This window comes from Acinetobacter sp. RW6 (assembly GCF_041956835.1).
In the GTDB taxonomy this organism is placed as follows: domain Bacteria; phylum Pseudomonadota; class Gammaproteobacteria; order Pseudomonadales; family Moraxellaceae; genus Acinetobacter; species Acinetobacter calcoaceticus.
Map to the genome: position 1 here is coordinate 1,346,309 of NZ_CP167121.1, position 23,336 is coordinate 1,369,644.

Below are 23,336 nucleotides of genomic sequence, written 5' to 3' on the forward strand. Positions count from 1 at the left end.
AGATGGAAACACTAAAGTATTATTGGTTTTATCCGTTACCATTCATCATGATTTTTATCTCGCTGCTCATTGGGCCAACTCAGACGTTGAATGCATGGGACTATTTGCTGTGGGGTGTGCAAGCAGTTTTCGGTACATCATATTTTGATGCTGAACAATTTAGACTGATGCAAAACATTCTGGTCAATGTCAGATTACCCAGAATTTTACTGACCTTTATGGTGGGTGCTGCATTAGCAACTGCGGGAAATGGTTTACAGGCATTGTTTCGTAATCCTTTAGTTGACTCATATGTACTCGGTATTTCATCTGGAGCGGCGTTCGGTGCGGCTTTGGCACTTTCTTTGAATTGGCTTTCACCCAATCTATCCGCCTTTATTTTTGGTGTTTGCGCCGTTGCCTTAACGTATTTATTTGCACGTCAAAAACATGAAAGCCAGACGTCTTTAGTGATGGTAATTTTATCGGGCATGATTGTTTCTGGGCTGTTTTTGGCAGGACTTACAGTTATTCAATACTTAAGTGATCCATTTAAATTGCAAGCCATTGTGCAATGGACCATGGGCAACTTACATCAGGCTTCTTGGCAAAAGGTTCAATATGCTGTGCTACCGATTTGCATTGGACTTGCCGGATTATTTGCTATGCGTTGGCGTTTAAATTTAATGGCACTGGGTGCTGAAGAGGCACAGGCTGTGGGTGTTAACCCTCGGTGGGAACAGCTTCTTTTAATTGCTCTGGTGACCGTTTGTACATCAACTTCTGTGGCTGCGGCGGGTATTATTAGTCTATATGGACTCTTTATGCCGCATATTGTGAGAATGTTGGTTGGGCCAGACCACCGCTATAGCATTCCTGCCAATATGGTACTGGGTGGTAGTTTTCTACTCATGATTGATAATTTTTCTCGGGTTTTACTTACCTTTGAAATACCGATTGGTATTTTTACCATGCTACTTGGCGCGCCGTTTTTCTTATTATTAATGAAAACACAGAGGACTCATTGGGCATGATTCAAATTGATCAGTTAAATTATGCCTATGGGCACAAACAGGTTCTCAAAAATATTCATCTGGAGTTTCCTGAAAATCAGTTTTCAGTGATTTTAGGGCGTAATGGCTGTGGGAAATCAACACTTTTTAAATTGATGGCGGGCCTAGAACCTGTAAAAGATGGGTTGATTCGTTACTCTGGGAAACCACTATCAGACTTTAAAGGAAAAGATCGGGCCGCATTACTCGGCTTTTTACCGCAGTTTCATAAAACCGTATTCCCATTTTTGGTTAAAGATGTGGTGATTACGGGACGTGCGGCTTTTAGCCGATATCGTCCTTCAAAGTCAGATTGGGAACGTGTAGACCAAGCATTGCTTGATTTAGACATTGAGCATTTACGCGACCGTCCTTATACCGAGCTATCGGGTGGTGAAAGGCAATTGGTCATGATTGCGCGTATTTTGGTGCAAGCACCGAAAGTCATTTTGCTCGATGAGCCAACTAATCATCTTGATGTTTATTATCAGTCTTATTTAATGAAAAAATTGCGTCAGTTGTCGCGTCAAAACTTTACTGTTATTGCGATTATGCATGATCCCAACTTAGCATTTTTATTTGCAGATCATTTATTTTTTATGCGGCAACATGAGGTGATTAAGCCTGAGTCTAAAACCCGAGTCACCGATCCGAAGTTTTTAAAAAGTGTCTATGATGTCGAGTTCCATGAAGCCATGATTCAAGACAAAACCATTGTTATCCCTGATCATTCTTGGCTATAAATATGACATTTCACTATCAGCTAGCGGACAAATCAGACTATGCATCTGCGTTAGAGTTTGCACTTTATACTAGACAGCTTTTATTCCCAGAAATCTATCATGGGCAAGTTCCTAAAGATTTAAAAAATTTTGGGCAATATTATGTCAATGATCCATTAGGTTGCTTTATTACGGTAAAAGATAAAAACCGCATTATTGGCACCATCGCATATCGGGCGTATGACCATCGTTTTGATCTAAATTTGCCATCTAAGACGGTAGAAGTGGTTAAGTTATTTGTATTGCCTGAATACCGCCGTAATGGCATCGCAACTCAACTATGTGACATGTTGTTTAGCCATGCAAAAAAGAATGGAATTACTACCTTGTATTTGCACACTCATCCATTTTTGCCAGCGGCTGAAGAGTTTTGGACTCTACAAGGCTTTGAAGTTATTAAACGAGAATGGATCGAGACGTATGACACCATTCACATGAGTAAATCTTTATAGTGTTTCATTATGTGCATGAAATCTTTTTAGAAAGTGGGTAGGAGGATAGCCCATAATTTTACTGAACATTGCTGTAAAAGCTGCCGAGTGTTCATAGCCCAAACCAAAAGCAATTTCCGTAATTGAGATATTCTCTTTTAACGCGTTTAAAGCATAGATGATGCAGACCCGATTACGCCAAGCCTGAAAGGACATGCCAGTTTCTGACTTAAACCAGCGATGAAAAGTTCGTTCACTTTTATTATTCTCATGCGCCCAATCTTTAGGGCTACTATGAATATCGGGGTGTTTCATAAACTCAGCGCATTGTTGAGATAGTAATGTGTTGTGAGGCAATGGAATAAACAGAGGCAACGCGGGTGCAGCTTCTAATTCATATAATAAAAAATCAATAAGAGCGCCGTCACGGCCTGAATGTGAGTAATCAATAGGTAGCTGATTTGCCTGAATGAGCAATTGATGTAGCAAAGGCGAGACTTGTATAACCTCGCAATATGTTGCCTGTCTTGGGGCACTATTTGCTTCTATATACAAACTATAAGTACTGACTTTAGACAACCATACCCGATGTGGTTTGCCTGCGGGTATCCATACACCACTATAGGGTAAGACAAGCCATTGGCCATCTTCGGTTTCAACTTTCATGAGGCCTTCAGGTGCATATAAGAACTGAGCACGGCGATGGCTATGCGTATCTAGCAAGGTATCAGCAGGATAATCTGATCCTAATGCTAGTACTGCTTGTGGTAGATGATCTACATCGTTAATTGGAATATTACGCATATATTTTTGGCTGAAAAGAATAAAAAGATGGCTTTTCTACGTTAGTTTGCCATATAGCTATTTTATATCATGCCTCTATAAACGTGAGGAAGATGATCATGCTATATGAGCTATTTTTATTTGGGCTGCTTTCCGGCGTAACCACTTGGTTATTTGGCTTTGGCGGCGGCTTTGTTGCTGTACCTTTGCTTTACACGGTGATTATTCAAAAGTGGAGCAATGAAAGCAGTGTTGGGATACATGCTATGCAAATTGCCGTAGCCACATCAGCCTTTGTCATGCTTTGCTCGGCTAGTTTTGCAACCTTTCGGCACTATCGTTCGGGACATATAGATTGGCAAAAGATCCGCTTTTTATGGGGTGGTATCGCATTTGGTGGAATTGTTGGTGCGGTAATGGCCTCATTATTTAATGGAAACTGGCTTCGCTGGATATTTATGGGCTATGTGTTCGTAACGATTATTGATTGTTATTACCGACCGGGTTTTATGGTGGCATCAAGGCAAAAGCAAAACTATGGTCAAAACAGTGAACTCATTAAAGGGGGAGTTATCGGCTGGGTTGCGGCAGTTTTAGGTGTGGGAGGAAGCGTAATGACAGTTCCTTTATTACGGCGGCGGGGGCGTTCTATGGCAGAAGCAGCGGCTATTGCAAATATTCTCACCTTACCTTTGTCTTTAACTGCAACGCTGACCTATTGTGTATTGTCACTTTGGCAATCTACATGGGCACCTAGTGGATTTATTGGCCTGATTTGGTTTGAAGCTGCTTTATTCTTGGTTGCTGGAACATGGATTGGGCTATATTTTTCAGAAAAATTTATTTCAAAACTACCAGATTTATGGCGGGCAAAATTATATCCGCTACTTTTAGTCATGGTTCTACTTGTAATGGTTGTTGTAAATTAAATATTTATTTCAACAATTTAAATAACAAATTCAATTAAAAACTGAATATCTGACCACTCTAAAACTGCAAATTTTATGTCTTAAAGGGCTTTGAAAAAAGTTTGAAAAATAGACTTGAAATATATAGTGGCTTTATGCCACTATATATTCATCGAAGGTCATCAGACAAAAAGAGGATGATATGGCTATCCAGCTTTTAGATGCGGCAAGAAATGAAATTCCAGTGAAATTTATGCAGTTTTCTGGTGGCGAGCGTCATGTTCAAATTGATGAGACAACCTTAGGTTCACTATCTGGCAAGGTATTGGTCCGCGCGCAAATGACCTCAAGTCACGATGTGATGGACTATTTACTGCTTGAAAATATATTGCTGAATCAGGGTCTAACCGTTGACCTAGAAATTCCGTATTTTCCATACGCACGTCAGGATCGTATTTGTGCCGTAGGCCAAGCATTCTCACTTGATGTGATGACGAAACTACTCAACATTAATGCAGACAAAAAAGCCGGCAAACAAGGCAAGGTGACTGTATGGGATTGCCATAGTGAAGTTACTACCGCATTACTCCGTGCTAATACTTCTTTTAGTGAAGTTGTAAATGTGAGTTCAGTAGAAATCATCAAAAAGAGTGAAGCGCTGAGTGCATTGTTAAAAGATGAAAAAACAATACTGATTTGTCCAGACAAAGGTGCAAAAGCACGTACACAAATGGTTGCAGATGCTTTTAATTCTGAGCGCAAACAACCAATCACTATTGTTCAGTGTGATAAAAAACGCGACCCAGTGACTGGCAAAATTTTAGGTACACATGTACATGCGACTGATTTATCGGGCCTAACAGCGGTCATTACCGATGACATTTGCGATGGTGGTGCAACCTTTATTGGTATTGCCAAAGAACTCCGTCGCCTCAATTGCAATAAGGTCGTTCTATATGTGACCCACGGTATTTTTAGTAAAGGATTAGAAGTTTTTGATGGGCTGCTAGATCAACTGTTTACTTCAGACAGCTTTCCGCAACAACCATCAGACAAAATTTCAGTAATTGCTTTTGCAGCAAAATAAAGAGAATAAAGATGACTATTAAACTTAATCCATTAAATGCTATCGATTTTTATAAAGCTGATCACAGACGTCAGTATCCAGTAGGTACAGAGTACGTGTACGCAAACTTTACGCCACGTTCATCTCGTCTCGCAAAAATGCTACCTGACTTCGATGATAAAGTTGTGTTCTTTGGTCTTCAGGGTTTTATCAAACACTTTTTGATAGATACATGGAATGAAGGTTTTTTCCAACAACCTAAAGACAAAGTAGTGGCTGCATACAAACGCCGTATGGACACATCATTAGGTGAAGGCGCAGTACCGGTTGATCATATTGAAGCGTTACACGACTTGGGTTATTTACCATTACGCATTAAAGCATTGCCAGAAGGTAGCCGCGTCAATATGCGTGTACCTGTGCTCACCGTCATTAATACCGACCCGCGTTTCTTTTGGTTAACCAACTATATTGAAACTGTGTTAAGTGCTGAGCTTTGGAAAAGCTGCACTACCGCGACGATTGCCTATGAGTACAAACGCTTATTAACGCAATATGCTGTAAAAACTGGCGCACCACTCGATTTTGTAACTTTGCAAGGACACGATTTTAGTAGCCGTGGTATGAGTGGGATTTATGATGCAGCGCAATCAGGTGTTGGGCACTTAACCAGTTTTATTGGAACAGACTCGGTTGCTTCAATTGACTACGCCGAAGAATATTACAATGCCACAGGTGTGATTGGAGTTTCTGTACCTGCAACTGAACATAGTGTGATGTGTATGGGCACAGAAAACAGTGAGCTAGAAACATTTAAGCGTTTAATTTGCGAGCTTTATCCGTCTGGTGTTGTCAGTATTGTGTCTGATACTTGGGACTTTTGGCGAGTGATTACCGAGTTTACAGTGGCTTTAAAACCTGAAATTCTGGCAAGACAACCCAATGCTTTAGGCTTGGCTAAATTGGTTTTCCGTCCAGACTCTGGTGACCCTGTCAAAATTATTTGTGGTGACCCAGATGCCGAAGTCGGCAGCCCAGCGTACAAAGGCGCGGTTGAATGCTTATGGGAAGTGTTTGGTGGTACAACGACTAACCAAGGCTATAAAGTACTGAATGAACGAGTTGGGCTAATTTACGGTGACTCGATTACCCTAGACCGTGCTCAGCGCATTTTGGAAGGACTAGAAGCCAAAGGTTTTGCTTCAAACAACTTGGTGTTTGGTATAGGCAGCTTTACCTATAACTACTTAACTCGCGATACCTTTGGGTTTGCTGTTAAAGCGACTTGGGGGCAAGTGAATGGTGTAGGCCGAGAGCTGTTTAAAGACCCAATTACTGACTCAGGTGTAAAAAAATCTGCTAAAGGTCTATTACGCATCGAAGAAAATGAAACTGGCTTTACCTTGTTTGATGAGCAAACAGCCGAACAAGAACAAGGCGGAGCACTAAAAACAGTCTTTGAAAATGGTAAACTCCAGTATGAGTGTACGTTGGATCAAATTCGCGAGCGTTTATCCATCGCATAACTGATGTTTAGATGAGTCGTTACATGGGTATCGGCTCATCACTTTATTGAGAGGCTGAACGTGACTATTCAAACTGAACAAGAATTCCTTGCCAGTTATGATCGCCGAGATTATGACGCACCTTTACTCACTGTAGATATGGCTATTTTCTCGGTATTTAATGGTCAGTTGCAGGTATTACTCATTAAGCGACCAAACTTTCCAGCCAAAGACCAATGGGCTTTGCCGGGTGGTTTTGCCGATTTAAAGCATGATCAAGACTTGATGGCTACGGCTTATCGTAAGCTGGTCGAAAAAACAGGAATTGCTTCACCTTACTTGGAACAAGTTGCTTCTGTCGGTAATGCTAAACGTGACCCGCGTGGCTGGGCCGTGACGATTTTGTATTTTGCTTTAATTGATTTTAATGCCTATCAACAACAAGCATTAGCTGAGTACAGCGAATGGGTGCCTGTAGCAAAAGCACAAGATTTAGCATTGGCGTTTGATCATAATGAGTTGCTTAACTTGGCATTAGAGCGTTTAACCAATAAAACCCGCTATACTGCATTGCCCGCCAGTCTCATGCCTGAATTATTTACGCTAACTGAGCTACAAACATTTTATGAAATTATTCTTGGGCAATCTTTAGATAAAAAAGCGTTTAGACGCCGTATGATAGAAGCGGGTGCAGTTGAAGAAACCAACCAAAGTAAAATTGTGGGCAAACGGCCAGCTCAGCTTTACCGCTATGCACTCGATTCTTTCGATTTTATATTTCCTCGCTCACTCGAATTACCTAGAAATAAAGAGGGTGAAGATAAGCAAAACAATGAGCTCTCTGACTAGCGCATATTGATGCGCTTTGATTTATAATGCCGCGCTTATGATTGATGTCATGTTTTGATCAGCACTTTGCCTATGTCACACGTTTCTCCCTGCTTCCAGCAAAAACAGTTTTTTGTGTTGGTGGAGTATCTCACTTCACTGCATGAAATTTATCCTGTGAAACATGAGTTTGCAGGATATCCGGCAGCAATGACATTGGCAGATCGTGTACATTCAGATCATGATATTGCGCCGCTTGAAGCCAGCAAAAGTTATCCTGACTCAATAGAGAAAGTCTTACACTTTTCAGGTAAGGCACGAGATATACAAGACTTTGAGTATTTTTTAGAGCAAGCTCAAGCAGCTAATATTCAAAACTTGTTATTGCTTACAGGCGATAAACTCAAAGAGCATCATAATGGGCGAGATGGACAGTCTCGTAGTCGTTACTTAGAGTCAGTAAACGCCGTAATGGCAGCCAAGCAGTATGGCGGGTTTCGCATTGGGGTTGCTTTTAACCCATTTAAATATGTCGAAGCTGAGCGTGATGCGCAGTATTTAAAACTACATAAGAAGCTTAAAGCAGGTGCTGACTTTATCATTACCCAATTGGGCTATGACATTGAAGCCTTAAAACAAGCTAAATCATTTTTAACAAAACATAGTTATGCGCAGCAAATATTGGCTTGTGTGATGCCACTGACTTTAGGTCGTGCCAATTTTATGGTGAAGCATAAAGTCGCGGGTATTGTAATTACCCCACACATGTTAAAAGTCTTGGCAGATGAAAAACAGGCAGGGCATACAGATCGCGTTTATTTACGCTGTGCTTTACAGATTTTGATTTGCAAACACTTAGGATTTGCAGGAATTCATTTATCTGCTTGCCATAAGCCAGAAGAGCAAATGCTGCTTGAAAGCTACATTGAGCAATACAGACATCTGGAGCTTGAAGCCTTAGAAGAGCTTTGGAATTCACTTTGGCAAGTCACTACAGGCAAAGAGTTTTCGCCTGAAATTGCTCGTTTTTCTCGCCAGCCATCATCTAAACAATTAATTAAATATCGCCAGCTACATGTTATGCATGAAGCAATGTTTGGATCAAAAATTGCCAAAGGTGTTGGACGGTTTATTTTTAAAGCATCCTTTTGGGAAAATGCTTTAGTCGCCAAAGTATTGCTTAAAACAGAAGTGCTGAGTAAACATAGCCTAGTCGGCTGTGAAAGCTGTGGTCAGTGTCGCCTAAGCGATACTTTATATATTTGCCCTGAAACGTGTCCAAAAGGTTTAGCTAATGGGCCTTGTGGCGGTACAACTTTAGACCGCTGCGAATTTGGTGACCGTGAATGTATTCATTCAGTCAAAGCAAGACTTGCAAAAGCAGTTGCACAAACTGAAATACTAAAAGAGAAATTGATTCCAACAGTACCACTTGAAACGAGAGGAACCAGTTCTTGGAAAAACTGGTATTTAGCGACTGAGGCTTAAGTTTTATACTACCCCTTGATTTGTTGTTGCTAAAAAATCAAATCATATGCTAAAGCACGGCGATAATTTAAAAATAACAATTGTTTGCCTTAATTATGTCCAATCAAAATGGCTACCGAGGAGTATACTTAAAGCAAATCTTTTGCGTTAAAGGAAAGGCTGTCTCAATGAAAAAATTGGTTGCTGTACTTACTGTAATTGTTGTTTTAACTGGATGCGTTTACGACCCTGTGAATTACGACAAAATACACGACCAAGAGTTCCAAGACCACCTCAGGCAAAATGGTTAGTAATAAAAAAACCCACTCAATGAGTGGGTTTTAGTTTTTAAAAAGCGCACTGCACCATTTGAGTGACAAACAGATTCATACCTTCGCACAAAAATTCTCACAATATTAAATATGAATATTTCCCTTTAAAAGTTTATTTTATAATTCGCCGAACGTATTAAGGCACAAGAAGCCCCATTAAATATCAATTATTGACGGGTTCTTTATTTTTAATATTGAAAAAATAAGGCGTAGAGTTATATTAAATACTTTAAAATAAGAGGGAAATAAAAATGTTTATTATGTATGACGATTTTTACATCAATACAGATAGTATCAACTACGCCAAGGTTTTAAGTGAAACCTCTCAGGTAATTTTTTACTTTGGACCGACAAAAGACAATGAGGAAGGATCGAGTGTTACTTTACAATTTGGTGATATTTATCAAATTACGGAATTTTTAGAATCATTTAATCAAAATACTTAGCCCTCTTCGAAGGGTTCTTTAATGGGTATCTTTATAACCTGTAAAGTCAGTCTCTACCATCCCAGTTGAAAAGATACGCTGTTACTGAAAGCTAAATGAGTTTATTTAGTAGTAGATTAAACACTAAAATAATAAGATACGGAGAATAGATTTTTTATTAAAATTATATAAAATTTATGTAATCCAATATTTTGTAATGAGCACAAGAATTTTATGGGTAGAATATTATTAATTTTTATAAGTTTATTGATTATTGGCCCAGTGTACAGTGCTGATGATTTTTTCGAAAAAAAACCTTCTATCTTAATTGGTAAGGATGAAGGGATTCAAAATAATAACAGTCGTGAGAAAGTAGATTTTTTTGAGTTATCAAATCAACAAAAAATAGATCGTACAAATCAAATTTTTAAAAGGGCAGAGCGAGGTAATGACGCTCTATTCCAAACGGCGAATATGACTGATTATGATAAATCACAATATTACAGAGAAAATAAGTATGCTAATAATAGGGGTTATTCACCATACATTGAATCTACACCTAATAGAAAAGTAATTTCAGAAGAAGAATATCAACAGGAACTTGAGCAAAAAAGAAAAGAGAGAAAAGTTGATCGAACCCTTCTGTACCTATTGGACAAGTAATTTCACAAGAGGCATATCAACAGTTAAAAGAGCACCATACAAAGACACAATTGGTTGATAGATGTATTCAATTTTAGCTACTGAAAAATAAAATATCTTAGAGGATATCACTTTCTAAATGAATGAAATATTCTGTTGAAATTGATTGTTAAAGAATAGGCTCACTTCGGTGGGCTTTTTATATAATGAGCATATAAAGACTAGAAAATTAATATTTTTACGAACAAAATATAGCTATTACCTACCAAATCGAAAAATAGATATGTTATAGAAAAGGATGGGATGGGTATTAAGTTCAAAGGAAGCACTCAACCGATCTTCTTAAAATTCGATGGATTTCGTTAAATAGGTAGACGATGACCGCACTTTTAGAAAAGGATTTCAGTCCATCTGAGTTTACGTTGTTTTCTGAAATATTATGGAAACTTGGCTCAGGGAAAGGGCAATGTACTTTACGTGAAAATATCATTGCAGATATTGCCACCTTATTACGGGCTGATTTTGCCGCATCTTATATTTGGGATTCAACACATAATTTATCGAAAGAAGGCGTGATATGGAAAATCGACCCAAAAGCCATGGAGGACTATGAGTGTGTTTGGCAATTTGCTGACCCAATTACCACACAACTTCGTAAACTCCAGAAACCAACGTTTGTAAATGAAGTTATGCCTCTTGAAGACCTTAAAAAAACAGGCTATTACAATGAGTTTTTAAAAACCTATGGTTTGTACCACGGCATAAATATTTATTTTGTGCGAAATGGTATGGATATTGGTGATTTACGCATTTGGCGTGCACAAGACGCCGACATGTTTGGTGAGCGTGAAAAAAGGATATTAAGCCTACTTGAGCCTTATTTTACTCAAGCCTTACCAGCTGATTTATCAACACAATATGGTCTTACCCCGCGTGAACAAGAAGTAGTTCATTTGGTATCTAAAGGTTTAAGTGATAAACATGTGGCGAATTTACTTGGCATTAGCTTTACCACATTAAGAACTCATCTAAACAACGCCATGAGAAAAATAGGCTGCAATAATCGCACTGAAATGGCTTTACTCATTCAACATTAAAGCAAAGCAATCCTCAATTTTGAGGATACGAATTATCGAGCAATTTGTACTAAGTTCTTAAGATCACAACTTAAATGGATTTTAAGTCATCATGTCAAATGCAGTTGAAAAAAATAATTGGATTGAAACACTCGATTTAGCAAGTGCTTCAGTAGATGTCATCACTAAACTGATCCATGATAGAAAAGTATCTTGTGAAGAGATTGTGCATCATTACTTCAATACTATTGAAAAACAGCAATCTTTAAATGCATTTATTAGCACAGATAAAGCTTCAGCAATTCAACAAGCTCAATATTGGGATAAATACTTACTTAGTGGAAAACCGTGTCCAGCCTTAATGGGGATTTTAATTGCGGTTAAAGATAATATTCATGTTGAAGGTTTCCCTAACAGTGCAGGCACACCAGCTTTAGCCCACTTTAAGCCTCAAAGCTCTGCACCGATTATTCAAAAGCTCATTGATCACGGCGCGATCATTGTTGGTAAAACCAATATGCACGAATTGGCCTTTGGGGTAACGGGTTATAATACTGCCATGCATATTGAAGGTATTGTGGGTACACGAAATGCGGTAAACCCATTACATATTGCTGGCGGGTCTTCTTCAGGTAGTGCTGTGGCTGTTGCCGCGGGAATGGTTCCGATTGCGGTTGGTACGGATACAGGTGCTTCGATTAGATTACCAAGCGCTTTAAATGGTTGTGTCGGCTTTCGTCCAACGGTAGGAAGATATTCACAAGAGAGTATTACCCCAATTTCACATACGCGGGATACCGCTGGCCCTATGGCACATACAATATCTGACATTATCTTAATTGATCAGCTCATTACTCAAGAGCAAAGAAAAAAGCCATTACTGCCAAATCAAATTAGACTCGGTATCAATCCATATTTTTGGAATCATTTAGATGAAGACGTTCATCAACAAGCTCATATTGCACTTGAACTTTTAAAAGATGCGGGAGTCGAAATTATTCCTGTCGATATGCCGAATTTGGAACAACTCAATCACGCTATTTCATTTCCCGTGGTCATCTATGAAGGCAAATATGACCTTATTCAATATTTAAAACATCATCATATAGACCTGACCTTAGAGTCGGTGATCGATCAGATCTCAAGCCCAGATGTACAGGCACTTTTTAAACAGAATATCCTTCCCCAATTAATTCAAGATCATATGGGTCAACTTGCTCCTGTTTTACCTTTGTATGAAAAGGCGATGAATGAAGCTCGTCCTCAATTGCTTGAACTCTACCAAAACACTTTTAAAGCGCATAACTTACATGCTTTATTGTTTCCAACATCACCTATTGTTGCACCACTGGCAAACGAACAAGTCAGTTCAATTGAAAATTTCCAAACCCTGATTCGAAATACAGATCCAGGAAGTAATATCGGATTACCTGGACTGAGTTTACCCATTGGAAAGGGGGCGAAATCGAAACTACCAATTGGGTTGGAGATTGATGGTTTACCTCATCAGGATAGTGAAATACTTGCGGTTGGAATGACTTTAGAAGAAATTTTTAGGGTTATAAATAAGTAAAAAAATAAACTGATAATTCTCTATTTTCTAAATAAAAAAGAGTTAAAAGTAACTCTTTTTTAAGATTAATTTTATTCGTTAATAATGCTTGGTTTCTTAAGGATAAGTTGGATTTGGTCTGGAAATTTTCATGTTATTCCACTTAATATAGTTAATCATAAATTTATTAAAATACATCTTTAATAAGTTTTGTTTAACTATTTTGATAAATAAGAACATTTATATTTTATGTTTCTATAAATATTATAAAACTTATCGATAACTCTTTTTAAAATTACATATTACCTTAATTAATTCTACATAAGCACTACAAATTGAAGGCTGATTTTTAATATTGGTACAATGAATTTTCCTGTCAAATAATCACTTTGATAAGAAAAGTAACCACATTAAGTTGTTGATTAAAATTAATAAATTAAATTTCTAGATAATGGGTTATAAATAGAAATTTCAAAAAATATAAAATTACATAATTTTTAAACATATTTTTTATAGCATGCAATCTATTGGCGTAAATAGAAAAAATATATGTCAAAACGGTCAATGATATTTAATCGATTTAAGAATCATAATTTGCACCAAATTTTACGCTGTCACGATTCATTGAATAAACCAAGTGAAAAGTTACGTAAAAAAGACGCTAATAGTTTATTGGTGTAAATAAAAAATCGAATATTACAAATAAACGGAATGAATATGGATAACGTAGCTCAGCTAGAAACTGATACTAATTTCCAAAGTCGAAAAAAGATAACTTGGGGTGTTTTTAGTGTCCTTCTGTTATTTTTAGTCGCGGGCATTATATATTATTTTTTTGTATACCGATTTTATCAATCTACTGATAATGCTTATGTGCAAGCAGATGTTACTTGGGTAATGCCAAAGATTTCAGGCGAAGTGATGGAGTTATTAATTAACGATAATCAGTTTGTAAAAAAAGGGGAAACTTTAGCTGTCTTAGATCATCGTGATTACCAAGCCCGTTACGATCAGGCTAGCTCTGTCGTGAGCTTAAAAGAAGCAGCGCTAGGTGTACAACAACAAAATGAAAAGTCTGCCAAGTCTTCAATTACTGAAGCAAATAGTGGCGTTGTTGCAGCACAAGCAGACTTATCTCGCTTAAGAAAAGATTTTGAACGTTATCAAGATTTATTAAAAGATGGAGTAATTACCCGCCAAAACTTTGAAGGGGTTCAGTCTCAGTATTTAACTGCTCAGGCACAGCTAAGCAAAGCACAAGCCGCAGTAAATGCAGCAGAAGCTCAGTTGGGTAGTTTACAGGCCAGTAGAGCGCAACTTTTGGCAGATATTCAAAGTGCCAATGCAAACTTAAACCTTTATCAAATTGATTTGGCTTCATCAAAAGTGGTGAGCCCAGTCGCAGGGAAAATAGGAAGCCTTGCGATCCAGAAAGGTTCGCGTGTTTCTCCGCAAACCCGCTTAATGGCGATCATTCCAGAAAATAGTTTGTATGTACAAGCGAACTTCAAAGAAACCCAAATTGAAAAAATGCATATTGGTCAGAAAGTTAAATTAAAACTTGATGCTTACCCAAGCCTGACTTACAGCGGAACAATTGAAAGCTTTTCTCCAGCTTCAGGCGCAACTTTCTCACTCATGCCACCAGACAATGCCACAGGCAACTTTAACAAGGTTGTACAACGTATTCCTGTACGCATTGCCATAGATTCAAGTCCGCATATTGATCTTATAAAACCTGGAATGTCGGTTAGCGCTACGGTTGACCTAAGAACTTAATAATAAAATTTTTAGGTAATAAGAAATGAATAATCATATTGACGCTGAGTGGAAGTTTCCCGCAAAGACGGCTTGGGCAATTTTTGCTGCCATGATTTTTGGCAACTTTATGGCGATTCTTGATATTCAGATTGTGGCGAGTTCTTTAAACGAAGTTCAAGCTGGCATGAGTGCAAGTCGTTATGAAGTGACTTGGGTGCAAACGGTTTACTTAATTGCCGAAATTATTGCGATTCCAATGTCGAGTATTGTCTCACGGGTGCTTTCAACACGGGTGTATTACACCATCTGTGCAATTGGCTTCACCATCAGCTCATTACTTTGTGCGTTGGCATGGAACTTAGAAAGTTTATTGGTTTTTCGAGGTATACAAGGTTTTATGGGCGGCGGGATGATACCGACTTCCATGACTGCGTTGTACTTACTTTTCCCAGAAGCAAAACGTTCATTGCCTTTGGTCATGTTTGGAATGATCAGTACCTTAGGTCCGGCCATTGGCCCAACCATTGGCGGCTGGTTAACCAATAACTTTTCATGGCACTGGATGTTCCTGATTAACATCATTCCGGGCATTATCATTGCCACGGTGATCTACTCAGGTCCAAATATCGACCGTGCGAATCATTCACTCATCAAAAGCATGGACTGGCTCAGCCTGATTGGTATGGCGATGTTTTTGGGTGGGCTTGAATATTTCCTTGATGAAGGTGCACGTCATGACTGGCTTGCAGACACAGGCGTTCGGGTTGCTTTTATGATCTGTGTTGTGGGCGGCATGATCTTCTTCTCTAGAAGTTTTACCCAGCCTAAGCCATTGCTCGATTTATCCGTATTTAAGAATAAAAACTTTACCTTAAGTGCCATCACAACTTTTGTGATTGGGATGGCGCTCTATGGCTTGGGTTACATGATTCCCGTGTTTCTGGGGCAAGTCCGTGAAATGAACAGTAGCCAAATTGGTCACGTCATGATGGTGACGGGCATTGTCATGTTCTGCTTTGCGCCGTTCCTTGCGTGGCTCATTCCCAATTTTGACACTCGCAAAACTGTATTTATTGGAATGATTCTGGCTGGTTTTGGTGTATGGCTCAATTCTCACCTCAGCATTCACAGCGATTATGACTTTATGTTTTGGCCACAAATTTACCGTGGCATTGGCCTCATGATCTGCCTGATTGTGGTTTCGCATTTAGCCATGAGCACTTTGCCGCTGAGTAAAGTTGCCGATGCCAGCGGTATTTATAACCTGATGCGTAATATCGGCGGAGCGGTTGGACTGGCACTGATTAACTCATCATTAGACTGGCTTACTGCGCTTCATGTCACCCAAATTAATCAGTCGATGACCCCGCAGAACTGGATCTTTACAGAAAGACTCGATCAGCTCACGGCGCAATATCAAGAGGTCGGCTCAAATGCACAGCAAATCGCGCTTAGTGTGATCTATCGTGACATTCATTTTCAAGCACTTACATCTAGTTTTAATGATTTATTACGCATGCTCGCAATCATCATGTTTGTGACGGCCTTTTTAACCATCTTTATGGATCGGGGGAAGAAAATGAATATGTAGCTATTTAGAAATAAAGGGCAGCTTTCAAAGAATGAAAAACAATAGGGCATATCAAAACATATCCCTTCATAGAAAAAGAACATTGATAGAGTTTTCTAATATCGGTAGATGAGATTGGGGAACTCGCAAATTAGAGGTGGAAGGTTAAAGGATTATGATTAATACAACGTATAAATTGATTTCAAAATTGAACCTGAAAAACACGACTTATGGTCAATATTTTGAAAAAGAGCAAATCGATACTGACCGATTAAAAGTGATGTATTCCATTTACGAACAGTATTATGAAAATACGAGATTTTCTATTTTCGTAGATGATTTTAAAAATAAAAGTGGTGCGATCTTAATTTTTGACTCGGAAACAGATGAGATTGTGGGGTTCTCGACTGTTGTTGTGCAGCACTTCTATTTAAACGGTAAGGACTACACCGTGTTATTTAGCGGTGATACGGTCATTTTGAAGAAGTTTTGGGGCACGCGTAGTCTGCAAAGTACCATGCTCAAACTCATGATTAAGCTTCGAATCAAATATCCATTTAACGAACTCTATTGGCTACTGATTTCTAAAGGCTACAAAACCTATCTCTTACTCGCCAATAACTACTATGTGTACTACCCAAATATTAAAGATGAAAATCAGCATCTCTCGGAAGTGGTTGAGCACTACTGTGAGAAATTCTTTGGCGAATATTATGATAAAGATGCGGGCCTCTTAAATTTTGGAGATGACTATCAACCATTAAAAGGTGAGGTCGCACCGATTACTGCCGAAATGAGACAAAAGAACCCAAATATTCATTTCTTTGAGCAAATGAATCCAACATGGAGTGCGGGTACGGAATTACCGTGTATTGGTCGATTAGGCTGGAAAGATCTTGCGCGTTTCCCAGTAAAGCTCATCACCAAACCCACGAGTAAGGGAAAATTTGAAGCCTGTGTAACACATAAAACAAAACGTAGAGAGGCCATCCAATGAAATCTAATGAATGGCTGACCACGGGTTCACATCTTATTTTAAAAAAATGGTGTGATGCATCTGACCGTAACTTCCAAAAACGGTTTAATGCGTTAGAAGCAACACAACGCCAAATCCTGCATTCGATTTTACAGACCTCTACGTTTGCTAAAGATAAGAAAGTTCAAAACTATGAGCAGTTTGTAAAATCATTTCCTGCGACACGTTATAGCGCTTGGCGAGATGACATTCAGCGCTATCGCGATCAGAAACTTTCATTGTCTAGCAGTAAGCTGGTTCGCTTTCAGCCGACCAGTGGCTCGAGTGAACAGATCAAGTTTATTCCCTATACCAAGCTGTTTTTAGATGAGCTTGACCATGCAATAGCACCTTGGATGGCGAGTCTATACCGTAAATGTCCGCAGCTTCGTTCGGGCACGCATTATTGGTCGGTGTCATGGCTACCTGAAAGTCAGCGTGAAGTTTTAAAAGATAAAAACCTAAATGATGATAGTGCGCTACTGGGTGTGGGTAAGCGAATTTTATCTAAGTTTACCCAAGCGGTTCCAAGTAATGTTGCATTTGCAGCCAATGCTGATGATGCACTCTTTGCAACCATTTGCTATTTGGTGGCAAACCGTAACTTAGCCATGATTTCTGTATGGAGCCCAACGTTTGCGTTGCAATTGCTTGAACGTTTAGAGTCGATGCAACAGGAAGTTATAGAGGTTTTAGAAACTGGTTTATGGGGACATCGCCAAAGCTCATTAAGAGAAGTAAATGCACCGCATAGTGCTGAAAGCGCTCAAGCTTTAATTGACAGTTCAAATGGCGAACAAGTTGACTTCAAACAGCTATGGCCTAAGTTAAGTTTAGTGTCGAGTTGGGACACAGCAGGTTCAAAAGCTTGGGCCGAAAAATTAAAAGAGAAGTTACCCAGTGTTCAGTTTGAAGGCAAAGGTCTGTGGGCGACGGAAGGTGTAGTCACTATTCCTTATAACGACCAATACCCACTGGCGTATCAAAGTCACTTCTATGAGTTTGAATATTTAGAAGGTGACAAACAAGGTCAGATCATTCCGTCGTGGGAACTGAAACAAGGCGATGTGGTGAGCCCACTCATTACATCTGGTAATGGCTTACTTCGTTACTGTATGGATGATTGCTTACGCGTGACTGGCTTTATAGAGCAAATCCCGTGTTTTGAGTTCCAAGGCCGCCGTTTTGGTGTAGATCTGGTCGGTGAGAAACTCGCACCTGAAACCGCCCAACAGTTGTTGTCGCAGTTAAATGAAACAGAATCTAAAGCTATTTCCTTATTGGCGATTGATACCGAGCAACACGTTAAGCCGTTTTATTGCGTGCTTTTTGAAGGCGAAATCCATCACAGTATTAGCAATGAATATATCGACAGTATCTTGCGTCAAAACTTCCATTACGAACTTGCTCGGAACTTGGGACAGCTCGACCAGCCTCAGATTCGTCAGGCCAATAATGGTTGGAATGCCTACAAGAAACTGGTCATGTTTGACGGCATTATCGAAGGCAATATCAAGCCTGAACCACTCAAAAAAGTCACCCTGAATAGTTTGGAACAACTATGAAAGGGATGAAGCAATTTAATACTCGGTTTTTAACACTGCGACACGCCTTGTATCTTGGCGTGTTGGTTGTGTCGAATGTACAAGCCATGACTCTAGACGAGGCTTTGTCTGCCAGTTTAAGACATGAAAGTCAGCTTGAGGTCAGCCGTTTAAGTGTGAACCAGTCAACCGCTATGCTTGAGCAGGCTAAGCAGCGCGATGGACTCAAAGTCAATTTAGTCGGGCAACTTGACTATGAAAGAATAGATACGCCTTCACAAGTCCTATTTCCAACAGAAGGAAACCGTAAAGGTCGAAGTTTGCAATTGCAGGCAGATTATCCGATTTATACCTCTGGACGACACCGCTTAGGAATTGATGTTGCCGAAAGCCAGCTTTCAGCCCAAAACCAAGGTTTATCTGACCAGAGATCGGAAACCATCTTAAATACCGTGATGGTGTATACCGACGTATTAAAAAAGAAAGCCATTTTAGAACTCAGACAAAAGACCATGGCGAATCTGCAACGGTCTTTATATGAATCGAAACGCCGTTTTGATGTGGGCATGATTACCCGTGCTGACTTGGCTCAGGTTTTGGCACAAGTTGCACAAGGCCAAGCCGATATTACACAGGCTCAATCTAACTTGACCGTAAGTGAAGCACAGTTTTATCAAGTTACGGGTGTAACGCCTGACAACCTTATTGCCATTAAACAACTACCCGCTATTCCCGCTAACTTAGATGAAATTTTGGCTCAAACCAAGAATCATCCAGCTTTAATGCGTAGCAAATACGAAAAACAGGCCGCAGAGAAACAATATGCTTTAACCAAACGTGAACTCTGGCCAACGGTCATGCTCACCAGTCGTGCCGGAAAGCAAGATGAAGCAAGCTATATTGGCTCCGAAAGTAATAACTATATGGTTGGGGTGCAACTCAATGTACCGCTCTATGACGATGGACTAAATCGGGCCAATGTCAAAAAAGCACAGGCCGATATAGATTTGGCTAACCAAAAAACGCGAAGTCTTGAACTGGATTTGAATAAGCGTACCCGTACGAGCTATGCGCAGCTTCAAACCATCCGACAAAATAAAGAAGCACTGGCAAATGCCATAGAGGCAGCATCTATTGCATTTGTCTACACACGTAAAGAGTTTGATGTCGGCACGAAAACGACTTTTGATTTATTGAATACCGAGCAGAAGCTACTTGATGTACAAACCCAAAAAACAGTGAATGACCAAGACGAAGTCGTGTTTGTCTATCAGCTACTCGATCAAATGGGGCGTTTAAATAACTTGGTTCCTACACAGACCGCACAACAGGTGAATAATGAATAAAACAAATCCATCACTTGCTGACAACACGCTTATTACCCGAGAAGCAACTTTGGCAGATGATCAGGCTTTAAGAGACTTGATCGCCGTACCCATGACCACTAAAGGCATTCAAATTAGCTTTCAGCGTGAACCCAGTTATTTTCAAGCTTCCGACATTGTGTATCGACATAAACTGCATGTGGTGATTGAAGACACAGAGAGTCAGAAGCATGTTGCTTGTTATAGCAATGGTCATCGCCCATGTTATGTCGATCGGAACGTACAAAACTTACGATACGCGGGTGATTTACGGGTAGACCACAACTATCGGGGGAAATCACTGGTTAAGGTTTTAGCAAAGCATGTAAAACAAACCATGCATGAACCGAATTATAGCCAAATGATTATTTTTGACGATAACCACGCGGCGCGCGCTGCCATTCAAACCGGCAAAACGGGAATGCCTGATTATTATGATGAAGGACTCATCGAGACATTAACTCTGACCGACACTGGTGCAACACGAAAAATCACGGCTTTTTTAAAGCAGGCTAATCAAAGTGATCTTAAAGATATACATACATGTGTAGCTGAAGCTGAACATATAACAGCAATGAATCAGTTTGTTGCCGACATGGCGGAGTTTTATAATTTTATTCCAGCCTATAACTTTGAAGAACTGGCCCAAGGACATCACTATTTTTCAGGAATAAAACTCTCAGATTTTTCACTTTATTTTAAGGGTGAAAAACTGGTGGGCATGTTTGGCTTGTGGGATCAGCATAGTATTAAGCAAACCAAAATTTTGCATTACAGTTCAGTCATTGGAATTTTTAGACCCGTTTATAACTTATTGACTCCGCTGACCAAAGGCATGCGTTTGCCTAAACTCGGTGATTCAATAAAGTACCATGTGCTACACACCTTAATGTGCCATCCACAAGATTTGGCTTTGCATCATAAAATGCTCGAAGATGCCTATAACAAGTCAAAACAGCAGGGTGTTGGTGTGGTGAGCTTTACGCTTTCACATAAAGACCCGCGTTATCAGTTAAACCAGTTTTATAAAGGTGAGCGTTTAACAGGCATGCACGGTTTTATTAGTTATGAAGGCGACCCAAGACCACATTTTGATAAAAACCTGATTCCATATTTAGAAGTCGGGCGTATTTAACCTTGAGATAGGTTCGCCGTAGATCATAAATGAGCAAAAATTTGCTCAATTCTTAGGAAAGTTAAATAGGATTGAGCAAATATATGCGCAAAATGGTGAATGTTAGCTAGAGCAAGAATCTTTTTTCATGGTGATTTTGATTACGTTACAAAATCAAGTTAATTGTTTTGTATTTTATAAACCTAGCTAATTCGACCTTTTTACCCCAACCTATCTTGCGCCGTTGAAACAATTAACATGGTTTGAAGATAATAATCTACACGCGAGTGATTATTGTCCTTATGTGAGTTATGCGCGTTAAAGGCTGCATCATGAAGTTTTACGACTCGAGCGATCGGATTCAAACTACAACGAATTAAATATTCTTCGCGTGTTTCAGTTTCCCGTTTAGTTAATGCATCAACAGCATCACGGACTTCTTTTCCGAATAAACTTTCGATTTTGTCTAGCGTAAGAGGTGTGTCCTCAACGGTATCGTGTAGAAGGGCTGTAATGATATAGATTTGTGAAAATCGATGCTTAATTAATGAATTGACCACACCTTTAATATGGTAATCAAAGTAATCAAAGTAATCAAAGTAATCAAAGTAATCAAAGTAATCAAAGTAATCAAAGTAATCAAAGTAATCATGAGAACCATACTTTTGACCTTGATGAGATTCTTTTGACAATTTCTCTGCTAATTCAACTTCATTTTGAGTCATTTTTTGCTCTTATCACTTTAAGTATATTACACGGCCTAATGTGTGAGATTGGTCGCTTAAGTCATAATTTTATACTGAATAGCCACTCATAAAAACACTTCTTAATAAGAGTAATCACTCATTTTTATTTATTCATTCTTCGTTGATATGAGCCAATCTAGACCTTAAGTTTTTGAAATTTTAAACTTTAACTTAATGATATAAGGGTAGATTAGAAATATTACTTAAGAATTTCCTTAATTATCTAATTAAATGAAAAATAATAACTATTTAAATATTTTCTAGCCAATTTCACATTGACACTTCAAATATTGAAGATTACCATTTGCGGGCTGGCCTACATTGCCAGTCGGTTGTCGCAGACCGTTTTAAGACCACATCAGGATTATTTCTTCTGAGGAATAGTTTTGTGTGCACATCTCGTTCCCTCCCGTAGCGGTAGGACGGGAGTGGGACACCCTCGGGTGTGCTGGATGTCTTAACCAGTCTGCGAACCCACTTCCGTTCTGCCACCATAATTATAATGTTTTGGCAGAACTCCATATATAAGGAGTTGGCTTTGCACATCCATTATTTCTTGGCAGCCATTGCCAAAAGCTATAACGACACAGCTTAAAACATTTAAGGGAGCTTGATCGCCGTAAGGCTTTTTCAGGCTTTAGCTCGTTATTACTTAAAACTTAGCAACAATTAAAACTTGAGATGTGCTGCGCACAGTCTTTACGGCTTTGCTATGCCTTTTTTATCTCATTTATATACAACAATAATTTTTTATAACGGTAAAAATATGCCACATTCAGATCTTCCATTTCGTGCTTTAAGCGTGCTTCATACCTCTCGCTATCTTTTTAATAAACACGGCTTTCATAATGTAGGGATAGACCGCATTATTGAGTCGGTGAACATCCCTAAAGCCACCTTTTATAACTACTTCCACTCAAAAGAACGTCTCATTGAAATGAGCCTAACCTTTCAAAAAGATGGTTTAAAAGAAAAGGTACTTTCAATTATCTATGTCCAGAAAGACTTAACGCTAGTTGAGAAACTCCGAAAGATTTACTTTTTACATGCAGATTTAGACGGGCTTTATCATTTGCCCTTTAAAGCGATTTTTGAAATTGCTAAAACCCATCCAAAGGCTTATAGGACCGTAGTTGATTATCGAAATTGGCTGATTAATGAAATTTATCATTTGCTTCTAACATTCAACGAAAATGCCTCAAAACAAGATGCACACATGTTTTTGTTTGTGATTGATGGGGCAATGGTTCAGCTTTTAGACCCAAATAAACCAGATGAACGGAAGAGATTACTTGAGTATTTTTTGTTGGGGTTTGGGTGAGTTCCATCTAATACCAAAGTCAAGTAGCTGTCTTCTTAATTAGTGAACTATATTATATTTATTAATATAGTTG

General features: G+C 39.1%; 20 protein-coding genes. 18 read left to right on the plus strand and 2 right to left on the minus strand.

Annotated features, from left to right (window positions below; all coding sequences use genetic code 11):
• The first annotated feature begins 2 nt into the window (after positions 1-2).
• The 3 genes from ACB088_RS06345 to ACB088_RS06355 are packed head-to-tail and all read left to right on the plus strand — an operon-like array spanning position 3 to position 2,265.
• Positions 3-1,013, plus strand: coding sequence for a FecCD family ABC transporter permease (locus ACB088_RS06345; protein WP_375038784.1), 1,011 nt, complete (start codon positions 3-5; stop codon positions 1,011-1,013).
• A complete protein-coding gene (locus ACB088_RS06350) occupies positions 1,010-1,774 on the plus strand; it encodes an ABC transporter ATP-binding protein (protein ID WP_375038357.1) in 765 nt (254 codons plus the stop codon). The genes ACB088_RS06345 and ACB088_RS06350 overlap by 4 nt, the downstream gene beginning before the upstream one ends.
• 2 nt (positions 1,775-1,776) lie before the next feature.
• Entirely contained in the window at positions 1,777-2,265 is a 489-nt protein-coding gene (locus tag ACB088_RS06355; protein ID WP_375038358.1) for a GNAT family N-acetyltransferase, read from the plus strand.
• On the opposite strand, the gene ACB088_RS06360 is transcribed toward ACB088_RS06355, so the two are convergent.
• Positions 2,260-3,048, minus strand: coding sequence for a helix-turn-helix domain-containing protein (locus ACB088_RS06360; protein ID WP_375038359.1), 789 nt, complete (start codon positions 3,046-3,048; stop codon positions 2,260-2,262). The two genes, ACB088_RS06355 and ACB088_RS06360, sit on opposite strands and share 6 nt — an antisense overlap.
• A 98-nt stretch (positions 3,049-3,146) precedes the next feature.
• On the opposite strand from ACB088_RS06360, the gene ACB088_RS06365 reads away from it, so the two are divergent.
• The 14 genes from ACB088_RS06365 (at position 3,147) to ACB088_RS06430 (ending at position 21,217) form a co-directional block, all read left to right on the plus strand.
• On the plus strand, positions 3,147-3,956 hold the full coding sequence (locus ACB088_RS06365; protein WP_375038360.1) for a sulfite exporter TauE/SafE family protein: 810 nt from the start codon (positions 3,147-3,149) through the stop codon (positions 3,954-3,956).
• A 181-nt stretch (positions 3,957-4,137) separates the two neighbouring features.
• Positions 4,138-5,022 carry a phosphoribosyltransferase family protein gene (locus tag ACB088_RS06370; protein WP_375038361.1) on the plus strand — a complete coding sequence of 295 codons (885 nt, stop codon included), beginning with the start codon at positions 4,138-4,140 and terminating at the stop codon, positions 5,020-5,022.
• Between the two features lie 11 nt (positions 5,023-5,033).
• Positions 5,034-6,527, plus strand: coding sequence for a nicotinate phosphoribosyltransferase (locus ACB088_RS06375; RefSeq protein WP_375038362.1), 1,494 nt, complete (start codon positions 5,034-5,036; stop codon positions 6,525-6,527).
• Between the two features lie 60 nt (positions 6,528-6,587).
• A complete protein-coding gene (locus ACB088_RS06380) occupies positions 6,588-7,355 on the plus strand; it encodes an NUDIX domain-containing protein (RefSeq protein WP_375038363.1) in 768 nt (255 codons plus the stop codon).
• A gap of 72 nt (positions 7,356-7,427) precedes the next feature.
• A complete protein-coding gene (locus tag ACB088_RS06385) occupies positions 7,428-8,822 on the plus strand; it encodes a methylenetetrahydrofolate reductase C-terminal domain-containing protein (RefSeq protein ID WP_375038364.1) in 1,395 nt (464 codons plus the stop codon).
• A gap of 970 nt (positions 8,823-9,792) precedes the next feature.
• Entirely contained in the window at positions 9,793-10,221 is a 429-nt protein-coding gene (locus ACB088_RS06390; protein ID WP_125739898.1) for a hypothetical protein, read from the plus strand.
• A gap of 356 nt (positions 10,222-10,577) precedes the next feature.
• Positions 10,578-11,297 carry a response regulator transcription factor gene (locus tag ACB088_RS06395; RefSeq protein WP_375038365.1) on the plus strand — a complete coding sequence of 240 codons (720 nt, stop codon included), beginning with the start codon at positions 10,578-10,580 and terminating at the stop codon, positions 11,295-11,297.
• Positions 11,298-11,388: 91 nt separating this feature from the next.
• Positions 11,389-12,849: an indoleacetamide hydrolase gene (iaaH, locus tag ACB088_RS06400; RefSeq protein WP_375038366.1), complete on the plus strand. Its 1,461-nt coding sequence runs from the start codon at positions 11,389-11,391 to the stop codon at positions 12,847-12,849.
• A gap of 696 nt (positions 12,850-13,545) precedes the next feature.
• Entirely contained in the window at positions 13,546-14,607 is a 1,062-nt protein-coding gene (locus tag ACB088_RS06405) for an HlyD family secretion protein (RefSeq protein WP_003651829.1), read from the plus strand.
• Positions 14,608-14,632: 25 nt separating this feature from the next.
• Positions 14,633-16,180, plus strand: a complete 1,548-nt coding sequence (locus tag ACB088_RS06410) for a DHA2 family efflux MFS transporter permease subunit (protein ID WP_375038367.1) — start codon at positions 14,633-14,635, stop codon at positions 16,178-16,180.
• 187 nt (positions 16,181-16,367) lie between these two features.
• Positions 16,368-17,156 carry a hypothetical protein gene (locus tag ACB088_RS06415; protein WP_170834031.1) on the plus strand — a complete coding sequence of 263 codons (789 nt, stop codon included), beginning with the start codon at positions 16,368-16,370 and terminating at the stop codon, positions 17,154-17,156.
• Complete coding sequence (locus ACB088_RS06420) at positions 17,153-18,739, plus strand: GH3 auxin-responsive promoter family protein (protein ID WP_375038368.1); 1,587 nt, start codon at positions 17,153-17,155, stop codon at positions 18,737-18,739. The genes ACB088_RS06415 and ACB088_RS06420 overlap by 4 nt, the downstream gene beginning before the upstream one ends.
• Positions 18,736-20,064, plus strand: coding sequence for a TolC family protein (locus tag ACB088_RS06425; RefSeq protein WP_375038369.1), 1,329 nt, complete (start codon positions 18,736-18,738; stop codon positions 20,062-20,064). Before ACB088_RS06420 ends, ACB088_RS06425 begins: the two co-directional genes overlap by 4 nt.
• Positions 20,057-21,217, plus strand: coding sequence for a hypothetical protein (locus ACB088_RS06430; RefSeq protein WP_375038370.1), 1,161 nt, complete (start codon positions 20,057-20,059; stop codon positions 21,215-21,217). The genes ACB088_RS06425 and ACB088_RS06430 overlap by 8 nt, the downstream gene beginning before the upstream one ends.
• 200 nt (positions 21,218-21,417) lie before the next feature.
• On the opposite strand, the gene ACB088_RS06435 is transcribed toward ACB088_RS06430, so the two are convergent.
• Positions 21,418-21,921 (minus strand): HD domain-containing protein, encoded by a 504-nt coding sequence (locus ACB088_RS06435; RefSeq protein ID WP_375038371.1) that lies wholly within the window; start codon positions 21,919-21,921, stop codon positions 21,418-21,420.
• Positions 21,922-22,708: 787 nt separating this feature from the next.
• Between ACB088_RS06435 and ACB088_RS06440 the strand changes: the two genes are divergently transcribed.
• Positions 22,709-23,263 (plus strand): TetR/AcrR family transcriptional regulator, encoded by a 555-nt coding sequence (locus ACB088_RS06440; protein ID WP_375038372.1) that lies wholly within the window; start codon positions 22,709-22,711, stop codon positions 23,261-23,263.
• Positions 23,264-23,336: the final 73 nt, after the last annotated feature.

Coding starts and splice junctions, on each gene's coding strand:
- ACB088_RS06390 (WP_125739898.1), top strand. CDS start 9,793: ATGGGTAGAATATTATTAATTTTTATAAGTTTATTGATTATTGGCCCA.
- ACB088_RS06365 (WP_375038360.1), top strand. CDS start 3,147: ATGCTATATGAGCTATTTTTATTTGGGCTGCTTTCCGGCGTAACCACT.
- ACB088_RS06355 (WP_375038358.1), top strand. CDS start 1,777: ATGACATTTCACTATCAGCTAGCGGACAAATCAGACTATGCATCTGCG.
- ACB088_RS06405 (WP_003651829.1), top strand. CDS start 13,546: ATGGATAACGTAGCTCAGCTAGAAACTGATACTAATTTCCAAAGTCGA.
- ACB088_RS06375 (WP_375038362.1), top strand. CDS start 5,034: ATGACTATTAAACTTAATCCATTAAATGCTATCGATTTTTATAAAGCT.
- ACB088_RS06420 (WP_375038368.1), top strand. CDS start 17,153: ATGAAATCTAATGAATGGCTGACCACGGGTTCACATCTTATTTTAAAA.
- ACB088_RS06425 (WP_375038369.1), top strand. CDS start 18,736: ATGAAAGGGATGAAGCAATTTAATACTCGGTTTTTAACACTGCGACAC.
- ACB088_RS06440 (WP_375038372.1), top strand. CDS start 22,709: ATGCCACATTCAGATCTTCCATTTCGTGCTTTAAGCGTGCTTCATACC.
- ACB088_RS06410 (WP_375038367.1), top strand. CDS start 14,633: ATGAATAATCATATTGACGCTGAGTGGAAGTTTCCCGCAAAGACGGCT.
- ACB088_RS06430 (WP_375038370.1), top strand. CDS start 20,057: ATGAATAAAACAAATCCATCACTTGCTGACAACACGCTTATTACCCGA.
- ACB088_RS06370 (WP_375038361.1), top strand. CDS start 4,138: ATGGCTATCCAGCTTTTAGATGCGGCAAGAAATGAAATTCCAGTGAAA.
- iaaH (WP_375038366.1), top strand. CDS start 11,389: ATGTCAAATGCAGTTGAAAAAAATAATTGGATTGAAACACTCGATTTA.
- ACB088_RS06395 (WP_375038365.1), top strand. CDS start 10,578: ATGACCGCACTTTTAGAAAAGGATTTCAGTCCATCTGAGTTTACGTTG.
- ACB088_RS06385 (WP_375038364.1), top strand. CDS start 7,428: ATGTCACACGTTTCTCCCTGCTTCCAGCAAAAACAGTTTTTTGTGTTG.
- ACB088_RS06435 (WP_375038371.1), bottom strand. CDS start 21,921: ATGACTCAAAATGAAGTTGAATTAGCAGAGAAATTGTCAAAAGAATCT.
- ACB088_RS06360 (WP_375038359.1), bottom strand. CDS start 3,048: ATGCGTAATATTCCAATTAACGATGTAGATCATCTACCACAAGCAGTA.
- ACB088_RS06350 (WP_375038357.1), top strand. CDS start 1,010: ATGATTCAAATTGATCAGTTAAATTATGCCTATGGGCACAAACAGGTT.
- ACB088_RS06345 (WP_375038784.1), top strand. CDS start 3: ATGGAAACACTAAAGTATTATTGGTTTTATCCGTTACCATTCATCATG.